The following is a 6,724-nucleotide window of genomic DNA, read 5'->3' on the forward strand; positions in this document are numbered from 1 at the left end:
AAACTCATGGCCCGCGCTGTCACATCTCGACGCAAATCGCTGAACACCGCCCTTGCCTGGGCTGTTGGACTGCTGATTTTCTTCCCGATCCTCTGGACGATCCTGACCAGCTTCAAAACCGAAGCGCAGGCCATTGCCAGCCCGCCCCTGTTTTTGAACTTTGACTGGACGCTGGAAAACTACGCCATCGTGCAGGAACGCTCGGACTATATGCGGTTCTTGTGGAATTCGGTGATCATCGCCGGTGGATCGACCATGCTGGGCGTGATCATCGCCGTGCCCGCCGCCTGGGCGATGGCGTTTGTTCCGTCCAAACGAACCAAGGACATCCTGTTGTGGATGCTGTCCACCAAGATGTTGCCGGCCGTATGTGTGCTGTACCCGATCTACTTGCTGTTCATCCAACCGGGCCTTCTGGATACGCGCGGAGGGTTGGTCGTGGTGCTGATGCTGATCAACCTGCCGATCATCGTCTGGATGCTTTACACTTATTTCCGCGAAATTCCGGGTGAAATTCTGGAAGCCGCGCGGATGGATGGGGCGACGCTGAAAGAGGAAATCCTCTATGTCCTGACCCCAATGGCCATCCCTGGGATTGCTTCGACTGTGCTGCTGAACTTCATCCTGGCGTGGAACGAGGCATTCTGGACCCTCAATCTGACCGCTGTTGACCCGGCTCCGCTCACGGCCTTCATCGCCAGCTATTCCAGCCCCGAGGGCCTGTTCTTTGCCAAGCTCAGCGCGGCCTCGACCATGGCAATTGCACCCATCCTGATCCTTGGCTGGTTCAGCCAGAAACAACTTGTCCGCGGCCTGACCTTCGGCGCCGTGAAATAAGGAGCATTCCTCATGGGACGCATACAACTCAAGTCCGTGACCAAAAGCTTCGGCGACGTTCAGGTCATCCCTCCGCTGGACCTGACCATTGAAGATGGCGAGTTCACCGTTTTCGTCGGCCCTTCGGGCTGCGGAAAATCCACGCTGCTGCGCCTGATCGCAGGGCTGGAAGACATCACCAGTGGCCACATAGAAATCGATGGAGCAGACGCAACAGACGTGCCGCCCGCCAAACGGGGGCTGGCAATGGTGTTCCAGTCTTATGCGCTTTACCCGCATATGACCGTTCGCAAGAACATCGCCTTTCCGCTGCGCATGGCGAAACTGGATCAGGCTGAAATCGACAAGCGGGTTGAAGGTGCGGCCGGCGTCCTGAACCTGACCGATTACCTGGATCGCCGCCCGGGCCAGTTGTCCGGTGGTCAACGCCAGCGCGTCGCCATTGGTCGGGCAATCGTTCGTGAACCGGCCGCGTTCCTGTTCGATGAACCGCTTTCAAACCTCGACGCAGCGTTGCGGGTGGGCATGCGGTTGGAGATCAGCGAGCTGCATGAACGCCTCGCGACAACGATGATCTACGTCACCCACGATCAGGTCGAAGCCATGACGATGGCGGACAAGATCGTTGTGCTCCAGGCTGGCGTGATCGAACAGGTTGGCAGCCCGCTGGAACTGTACCGAACGCCTCGCAACCTGTTTGTTGCAGGATTCATTGGCTCGCCAAAGATGAACTTTATCGAAGGGCCCGAAGCGGCAAAGCACGGCGCACGAACGATCGGCATTCGACCGGAACACATCGCGGTGTCGGAGTCCGAAGGAGAATGGTCCGGGCGTGTCAGCGTCTCTGAGCATCTTGGTTCGGACACGTTTTTCCACGTCCACGACACCGGACTGGCGGAGACAATCACTGTTCGTGCCGATGGCGAGGTTGGTTTCCGCCATGGGGATCGCATTCATCTGACCCCACGTGCCGATGTGATCCACAGACTTGACGCAGACGGTCTGCGGATCGAATGAAACGTCTGACAGGCAAAACCGCCCTGATTACAGGGGCTGCGCGGGGCATTGGATTGGCATTTGCCAAGGCCTATGTGGCAGAGGGCGCGCGGGTCGCCGTCGCCGACATCGACATCCAGCGCGCGCAGGGCGCGGTCGCTGGAATTGGCGCGGCAGCTTTCGCTGTCGAAATGGACGTGACCGACCAGCAGAGCATCGATCAGGCCATAGTCAAAACCGCGGCGCAATTCGGCCCAATCGACATTCTGATCAACAACGCGGCCATCTTCAGCGCCGCACCATTCGTCGAGATCGAGCGCGCCGACTACAATCGTGTGTTTGACATCAACGTCGCGGGCGCGCTGTTTACGATGCAGGCCGTCGCCAAACATATGATCAAACACGGAACCAAAGGCCGAATTATCAATATGGCCTCGCAGGCCGGGCGAAGGGGTGAACCATTGGTCGCTGTCTACTGCGCCAGCAAGGCGGCGATCATATCCCTGACCCAATCAGCGGGGCTGAACCTGATTTCTCATGGGATCAATGTAAACGCGATTGCCCCCGGTGTCGTCGATGGCGAACACTGGGATGGCGTGGACGCCTTTTTTGCAAAACACGAAGGCAAGCCCCTTGGCCAGAAGAAGCGCGAAGTGGCGGCAGCTGTTCCATATGGCCGCATGGGGCGCGCGGAAGACCTGACGGGCATGGCGGTTTTTCTGGCCTCTGACGAGGCCAAGTATATCGTCGCGCAGACTTACAATGTCGACGGCGGAAATTGGATGAGCTGATGGACCCTGTGGCGAACGCAAAAACCCCTGCACGGCTGCGGCAAGAGAGCCTTTCCAAGCTGCCAACCACCGTGAAGACTCCGATGTATGAACGTACGGATCTGACGCCGGGCATCGTTCATATAGGATTGGGTAACTTCCATCGCGCGCATCAGGCCTGGTATATCCATCGGCTCATGCAGCAGGGGTTGGCCCATGACTGGGCAATCGTCGGAGCGGGTGTGCGAAGCTATGACGCCGTCATGCGAGAACGATTGCTGGCGCAGGATTGCCTCACAACGCTGATCGAGTTGGGGCCAAACGGAATGTCCGCCGAGGTGATTGGCCCGATGATCGATTACCTGCCGATCGAAGAAAACAACGCTGCCCTCATCCACGCGATGGCCGACCCGGCCACCCGGATCGTTTCGCTGACTGTTACCGAAGGGGGATATTTTCTGGATGCCAACAGCGGCGCATTCGATTTCGATCACGCAGATATCCGTCATGACGCAGAAAACCCCAATCAGCCCCGTACGGCCTTTGGCGCAATGGTTGCGGCACTCAGACGACGGCGCGCCGAAGGCCTCAACCCGTTCACGGCGCTCAGCTGCGACAATCTTCAGGGCAACGGAACGATTTTGCGAAACTGTGTTGTGGGATTGGCGCGCATGTCCGACCCGGAACTGGCCAACTGGATCGACAGGCGTGGCGCGTTTCCCAACTCGATGGTGGATTGCATCGTACCAGCGACGACCGACCAATTGGTATCGCAATGCCGCGCCCTTGGCGTCGATGACAGAGCGCCCGTCTCGCATGAGAACTTTCGTCAATGGGTCATCGAGGATGCCTTCTGCGCCGGACGTCCGCCCCTCGAAAACGTCGGCGCAATACTGACCAACAACGTCCATGGTTACGAGACCATGAAGTTGCGCATTTTGAACGGAGGTCATCAACTGTTGGCGAATGTCGGAGAAGTACTGAGTGTTCCGACGATTGCCGACTGCATGAAGGACCCGGACATCGTGGCGTTTTTTCGAAAAGTGCAGTTTGAAGAAATCCTTCCGCATGTCGAAGCGGCTCCCGAAACCACTGCAAGTGAGTACCTTGAGTTGATCGAGAGCCGATTTGCGAACACGGCGATTCACGACACCACACGCAGGGTTGCATTCGACGGATCGGCAAGACATCCCGGATTTTTGCTGCCGTCGCTGCGTGATGCACTTGCATCAGGGTCTTCTGCAAACGGGCTCGCCCTCGCCGAAGCGTTCTGGTGCCGGATGTGCGCGGGTATTCGTGAAGATGGCTCCGAGATCACCCCCAATGATCCCCAGTGGGAAAGCCTGAACAGCACTGCAAAAGCGTCCAAAGCTGATCCTGAGCTTTGGTTGGAACAGGGTTTCTACAGCGGTGATTTTGGAATCAGCACACAGTTTTCCAACGCCTTTGCCCGCTGGCTGACCCTGATATGGCAGCGTGGCAGCCGGGCCGCCATTGCTGAGTATGTCGCCAACGGTTCAACGTAACAATTCAATCTCGGCGCTCGGTTCAATCGGGACCCATGCGGTGCGGTATCTGACCCTCGGAGCTTTGTCTGACGTTGACGCAAATAGGGCTTGCAATCTGCCGAAAGTGGCTTGGATGTTAGCCTCGGCGGGCCTGACCGGTTCACCGCCTTGGGCAAATCCTCACTACAGAGTCCATGGAATAAGCGAAAGTTTGCCACCGGATCAAAAGCTCCGAGAACGGGTCCAAAAAAATAAAAAAATACTTGGCAGAATGCCTAAACCCTAAACGGCCGCAGATGCCTGGTTCAGCCAGGGATCGCGGGTTTCTGTTGCACTTATGCGACGGTTCTGGCGTTGAAAGAAAGTGTCATTTGAAACATGGTGTCACCTGCTGTTTCAAAAAGGTTGGTGCATAGTAGTTTGTCATAAAAAGAACAATTTAAGCGTGCATCCGAGTGCAATCTAATCTTCCGAGGTACAGGGCTGAGCAATGGCTACTACGACTATAATACCAAGACCTTCCGCTTCTTCTCCGCTCAGTCCAATACAAGGTTATGTTGCCTACGGTGACGGCAATCCCTCGAACACCACCACAATTTCTTATCACTTCGAACAATACGCGGGCACACAAGCGTGGACTGCGGAATACAAGGCGGAATTCCGAGCGGCTCTTTCTGCCATCGAGGCCGTCGCAAATGTGACTTTTGTCGAATCCGGCAGTGCTTCTGCCGACTTGGTGGAAGTTATTGCGCCCACAAGCTTTTTTTCGAATCCCAGAACGCTTGGCTACCACTACACGCCATCGCGCAACCCCTCCGAAGGCGCCTTCAACACCGCTTACTGGACTGCCGGAACAAATGGAAACGGCGATCCGGGCGGGTTTTTCTTTACTACGTTGCTCCACGAACTGGGCCACGCGCTAGGGTTGGGTCATCCCCACGACACCGGTTTGGGTACAACCGTGATGAATGGCGTCACATCGCCATTTGACTCTTTCGGGACCGGCAGCCTGAATCAGGGTGTCTACACGGTGATGTCGTATAATGATGGCTGGACCGAAAAGAACGGAATTCTCTCTGTCAACGCGACTTATGGTGGTTCAACGGGTCTTGGCGCTTTGGACATTGCTGCGTTGCAGGCGATGTATGGCGCCAATACCAACCACAACTCTGCCAACAATACCTACACGCTTCCTTGGGCAAACGTTGCGGGTACTGGCTATCAGTCTATTTGGGATACTGGTGGAAACGATACCATCCAGCATGTCGGCAGTTCGAAGGCGCGGATCGACCTGCGGGCCGCAACACTGGATTATTCCGAGACCGGCGGCGGCGTAGTGTCTTACGCAGAGGGCATAAAGGGCGGCTTTACAATCGCGCATGGCGTTGTGATTGAAAACGCGATCGGCGGGACCGGTGACGACGTGATCGTCGGGAATACCGCTCAGAACGTTCTGAATGGCAACCATGGTCACGATAAGATCTATTCAGTGTCCGACGGAACCAACAACAACACCGTTTATGGCGGTTTGGGGAACGACACCATTTATCTGGCGAACGGTTCCGGCGCAGACCAGGTTTTCGGCGGCCAGGGCGACGATTGGGCCATTGTGACCAACAATGCCGGCTCGTTTTCCGGAGGAAGCGGCACTGACACAATCCGATTTGTCAGCGCCATCAGCAGTTATCTGTTCATTAAAAACGGCACGAAATACGAATTTATCGATGCCGTTTCACGTATCACTTTCACAGTGGAAGATGATGTCGAGGCCATTCAATTCCTGAATGGATCACAGGCGTATACTCGTTCGAATATCGAAGCTGCCATGCAGCTTTCGGATATCGAGACGACCGGCACCACACTGAAACATGCAAGTCAGGGCATTTACGTTCTGGATGCAGGCAGCTCGAACGTGACGCTGGTATTTAATGGTCAGGCTGTTGGTCAAAACACGATTGCCGGCTGGCAGGCCATTCAGGCCGAGGCTTCGGGCGGCGGTTACAAAGTGCTGTGGAAAAACGTGGATGGGACGTACGGGGAATGGACGGTAAATGCCAATGGTCAGTTCCTCAGCAGCAGCAGCATCGGCAACGTGGCTGATGTTGAGACCTTCTATGGCGCTGACCTTAACATTGACGGGCTGACGGGTCATGGAACGATCAGCATTGAATCCAACGGCGCGACTACGCTGGGGGCGACAACCCAAGGTGAATATCTGATTGGCACCACCACCAAGTTAACATTCAACAACGCCACTGTCGGACCGAACAGCTTCTCCGGCTGGCAGGCCATTCAGGCCGAGGCCTCCGGTGGCGGCTACCGGGTGTTGTGGAAGAACTCGGATGGGTCCTACGGTGAATGGACGACGAATGCGGCCGGTGAATTCCTAAGCAGTACAACAATCACCAAAGTTGCGGATGTAGAGGTCTTCTATGGCGTTGATCTGAACAATGACGGGCTGACGGGTCATGGAACGATCAGCATTGAATCCAGCGGCGCGACAACGCTGGGGGCGACAACCCAAGGTGAATATCTGATTGGCACCACCACCAAGTTGACATTCAACAACGCCACTGTCGGACCGAACAGCTTCTCCGGCTGGCAGGCCATTCA

5 protein-coding genes are annotated in these 6,724 nt (G+C 56.2%); all 5 read left to right on the forward strand.

Going from position 1 to position 6,724, the window contains the following annotated elements:
• The first annotated feature begins 6 nt into the window (after window positions 1–6).
• Entirely contained in the window at window positions 7–837 is an 831-nt protein-coding gene (locus GS620_RS08615; protein WP_171615250.1) for a carbohydrate ABC transporter permease, read from the forward strand.
• Between the two features lie 12 nt (window positions 838–849).
• Entirely contained in the window at window positions 850–1,854 is a 1,005-nt protein-coding gene (locus GS620_RS08620; protein ID WP_171205154.1) for an ABC transporter ATP-binding protein, read from the forward strand.
• Entirely contained in the window at window positions 1,851–2,624 is a 774-nt protein-coding gene (locus tag GS620_RS08625; protein ID WP_171364358.1) for an L-iditol 2-dehydrogenase, read from the forward strand. Before GS620_RS08620 ends, GS620_RS08625 begins: the two co-directional genes overlap by 4 nt.
• Window positions 2,624–4,129, forward strand: a complete 1,506-nt coding sequence (locus GS620_RS08630) for a mannitol dehydrogenase family protein (protein WP_171615252.1) — start codon at window positions 2,624–2,626, stop codon at window positions 4,127–4,129. The genes GS620_RS08625 and GS620_RS08630 overlap by 1 nt, the downstream gene beginning before the upstream one ends.
• A 472-nt stretch (window positions 4,130–4,601) precedes the next feature.
• A partial coding sequence (locus GS620_RS08635) for a M10 family metallopeptidase C-terminal domain-containing protein (RefSeq protein WP_171615254.1) occupies window positions 4,602–6,724 on the forward strand: 2,123 nt, incomplete at its 3' end.

The organism is Ruegeria sp. HKCCD6428, assembly GCF_013110595.1.
Classification (GTDB): domain Bacteria; phylum Pseudomonadota; class Alphaproteobacteria; order Rhodobacterales; family Rhodobacteraceae; genus Ruegeria.

Coding starts and splice junctions, on each gene's coding strand:
- GS620_RS08620 (WP_171205154.1), top strand. CDS start 850: ATGGGACGCATACAACTCAAGTCCGTGACCAAAAGCTTCGGCGACGTT.
- GS620_RS08615 (WP_171615250.1), top strand. CDS start 7: ATGGCCCGCGCTGTCACATCTCGACGCAAATCGCTGAACACCGCCCTT.
- GS620_RS08630 (WP_171615252.1), top strand. CDS start 2,624: ATGGACCCTGTGGCGAACGCAAAAACCCCTGCACGGCTGCGGCAAGAG.
- GS620_RS08625 (WP_171364358.1), top strand. CDS start 1,851: ATGAAACGTCTGACAGGCAAAACCGCCCTGATTACAGGGGCTGCGCGG.